Genomic DNA, 3,669 nt, shown 5'->3' with positions numbered 1-3,669 from the left:
GTATGACGGAACACGCAGGGTCCGGCGCCGGTCACGGCAACGCGCACACCGTTTGCGGTTTCGGCCACGAAGACGCCGACCATGGCATAGCGCGAGGCCGGATTGCGGAACTTCTCATAACCGGCGCGCTTGGGCTGCGGGAATTCGATCTTGGTGATGATCTCGCCTTCTTCCAGCGCCGTCTCGAACAGGCCGGTGAAGAATGCGTCGGCTGCGATCTTGCGTTTGTTGGTGTGCACCGTGGCATTCAGGCCCACCACGGCAGCCGGATAGTCGGCCGCCGGGTCGTTATTCGCCACCGAACCGCCGCAGGTGCCCATGTTGCGCACTTGCGGGTCGCCGATGCCGCCGGCCAGCTTGGCCAGCGCCGGGATGGCCTTCTTCACATCGGCCGAGCTTGCCACGGCAGCATGCTTGGTGATGGCGCCAATAGTGACGGCGCCACCGGAGACGCTGATGCCACCCAGTTCGGCGATACCGGTGAGGTCGACCAGATCAGACGGCGAGGCGAGGCGATTCTTCAGCGTCGGCAGCAGGGTCTGACCTCCGGCGATGAATTTGCCGTCGCTGGCGCCGCCGAGCAGCTTGGCAGCATCGGCCAACGAGACAGGGCGGTGATAATTGAACGCATACATGGGGGCTTCTCCTGACTTAAGTCTATTCGGCAGCGGCGGCGAGATTCTGGCGCTGGATCACGTGCCAGACATTCTGCGGCGTTGCCGGCATGTTGATCTCTTCTGTGCCAAGCGCATCGGTGATGGCATTCATCAGCGCCGCCGGCGCGGCAATCGCACCGGCTTCGCCGCAGCCCTTCACACCCAGCGGATTATGCGGGCAGGGCGTTTCGATCATGCCGACCTTGTAGGACGGCAGGTCGTCAGCGCGCGGCATGCAGTAATCGTTGAAGGATGCCGTGAGCAGCTGGCCACTCTTCGGGTCGTAGACCACGCCTTCGAGCATGGCCTGACCGATGCCCTGGGCGATACCGCCATGAACCTGGCCTTCGACGATCATCGGGTTGATGACATTGCCGAAATCATCGACCGCCACCCAGTTGGCGACGGTGGTGACGCCGGTGGCGGAATCGATCTCCACTTCGGCGATATGCACGCCGGCCGGGAAGGTGAAGTTGGCCGGGTCGTAGAAGGCACTGGCTTCCAGACCCGGTTCAAGATCGGCCGGATAGTTGTGCGGCACGTAAGCCGTGAAGGCGATCTGCGCCATCGGCACCTGCTTGTCGGTACCTTTTACCGAGAAGATGCCCTTGTCATAGGCGACGTCGTCGACCGACGCCTCCATCAGATGGGCGGCGATCTTCTTGCCCTTGTCGATGATTTTCTCGGTAGCGCGGATGATGGCCGAACCGCCGACGGCGAGTGAGCGTGAGCCGTAAGTACCCATGCCCATCGGCACCAGTGCCGTGTCGCCATGCACGACTTCGATGCTTTCCATCGGCACGCCGAGCTTGTCGGAGACGATCTGGGCGAAGGTGGTTTCGTGGCCCTGGCCGTGGCTGTGCGAGCCGGTGTAGACGAACACACTGCCGGTCGCGTTGAAGCGGATCTGCGCTGACTCCCAGAGGCCGACACCGGCGCCGAGCGAACCGACGACGGCTGACGGCGCGATGCCGCAGGCCTCGATATAGGCGCAGATGCCGATGCCGCGCAGTTTGCCCTTGCGCGCGGATTCTGCCTTGCGCTTGGAGAAGTTGGCGTAATCGGCCATCTTCATGGCTTCATCGAGCGCCTTGGCATACTGACCTGAGTCATACACACAGGCGACCGGCGTCTGGTACGGGAAGGCATCCACCGGCACGAAGTTGCGCCGGCGAATCTCCGCCGGATCAATCTTCAGTTCGCGCGCGGCCGCTTCGACGATGCGCTCGACCACATAGGTGGCTTCCGGCCGGCCGGCGCCGCGATAGGCATCCACCGGCGTTGTGTTGGTGAATACCGCCTTCACCTCGGCATAGATCGCCGGCGTGGTGTATTGCCCGGCCAGCAGCAGGGCATAGAGATAGGTCGGTACAGCCGAGGCGAAGGTGGACAGATACGCGCCCATATTCGCCATGGTGGCGACGCGCAGGCCGAGGAACTTGCCGTCCTTGTCGAGGGCCAGTTCGGCATGCGTGACATGGTCGCGACCATGGGCGTCGGTCAGGAAGGCCTCGGTGCGGTCGGACGTCCACTTCACCGGCTTCTTGATCTTGCGCGCGGCCCAGACGCAGACGGTTTCCTCAGGGTAGTTGAAGATTTTCGAGCCGAAGCCGCCGCCGACATCGGGCGCGATCACGCGCACCTTCTGCTCCGGCAGGCCGAGCACAAAGGCGCAGAGGATCAGTCGCAGCACATGCGGATTCTGCGACGTGGTGTAGACCGTGGTGGTATCGGTGCCCGGGTCGTATTCACCGATGGCGCTACGCGGTTCCATCGGATTGGGCGACAGGCGATTGTTCACCAGCTCGATCTTGGTGACATGGGCGGCGGAGGCAAAAGCCTTTTCCGTCGATGCCTTGTCGCCAAATTCCCAGTCGTAGCATAGGTTGCCGGGCGCATCGGCATGCACCTGCGGTGCGCCGGGCTTGAGTGCGGAACGCACATCGACCACCGGAGCCAGGACTTCGTAGTCGACTTCGATGACTTCGCAGGCATCGCGCGCCTCGCTGGTGCTGCGCGCGATCACCACGGCAACCTGGTCGCCGACATGGCGCACATGGTCGATGGCGATGATGTCGTGGCGCGGCGCCTTGTGCGGGTTGCCCTGCTTGTCCTTGACTGTCCAGCCGCAGATCAGCCCGCCGACCTTGTCGGCGGCCACATCCTTGCCGGTGTATACGGCGACGACGCCGGGCATCTTGCGCGCGTCATCAATATCGATCGATTTTATTTTTGCGAACGCATGTGGCGAACGCAGGAATACGGCGTAAAGCTGACCAGGGCGATTGATGTCATCTGTGTAATGGCCCTGACCCGTAATGAAGCGGAAATCTTCCTTGCGACGGACTGCCTGACCGATGCCCTGGTTTGCCATATTGCATTACCCCCGCATTGCCTGTGCCCCGGCCATCACGGCCTTGACGATGTTGTGATAGCCCGTGCAGCGACACAGATTGCCTTCCAGCTCGTGGCGAACGGTTTCTTCGCTCGGGTTTGGATTGCGCTGCGCCAGGTCGACCGCACTCATGATCATGCCCGGCGTGCAGAAGCCGCATTGCAGGGCATGATGTTCGCGGAAGGCTTCCTGCATCGGGTGCAGCTTGCCGTCCTGGGCGAGGCCTTCGATGGTGGTTACCTTGGCACCCTGCGCCTGCGCGGCGAGGATGGTACAGGACTTCACGCTCTTGCCATCGATATGGACGACGCAGGCGCCGCACTGGCTGGTATCGCAGCCAACATGGGTGCCGGTGAGCTGAAGGCTTTCACGCAGAAACTGCACCAGCAGCGTGCGCGGTTCAACGTCGCGAGTTTCCTGCTGGCCGTTGACGGTGATCGTCACGGAAATCGTCATGCTTTTCCTCCCATGGAGCGCGGATTCAATGTGGGGCATATCGCGCGCTTCACCTGGACAGACTTTGGGCGCAAGGCGCGAGGGGCGTCAAGTTGCAAACTGCGGAATGATCTCAGCTGCGCAGGATCAGGACTGTAGCTGCGCATACGATCACGATCAGGC

Annotated in this window: 3 protein-coding genes; all 3 read right to left on the bottom strand. The window is 62.4% G+C overall.

Translation table 11 applies throughout. The annotated features are described in order from the left end of the window. Positions 1 to 635, bottom strand: a 635-nt coding sequence (locus AAG799_RS22750) for a xanthine dehydrogenase family protein subunit M (RefSeq protein ID WP_341899407.1), incomplete at its 3' end; no start/stop codon positions are given. Between the two features lie 22 nt (positions 636 to 657). After that, a complete protein-coding gene (locus AAG799_RS22745; RefSeq protein WP_341899406.1) occupies positions 658 to 3,030 on the bottom strand; it encodes a xanthine dehydrogenase family protein molybdopterin-binding subunit in 2,373 nt (790 codons plus the stop codon). Between the two features lie 6 nt (positions 3,031 to 3,036). Next, positions 3,037 to 3,507 (bottom strand): (2Fe-2S)-binding protein, encoded by a 471-nt coding sequence (locus AAG799_RS22740; RefSeq protein WP_341899405.1) that lies wholly within the window; start codon positions 3,505 to 3,507, stop codon positions 3,037 to 3,039. Between the last annotated feature and the right edge of the window lie 162 nt (positions 3,508 to 3,669).

The organism is Ferrovibrio terrae (assembly GCF_943371255.1).
Classification (GTDB): domain Bacteria; phylum Pseudomonadota; class Alphaproteobacteria; order Ferrovibrionales; family Ferrovibrionaceae; genus Ferrovibrio; species Ferrovibrio terrae_B.
Note: the sequence above shows the minus strand (reverse complement) of the source record. Positions and strands in the feature narration are given on the sequence as shown.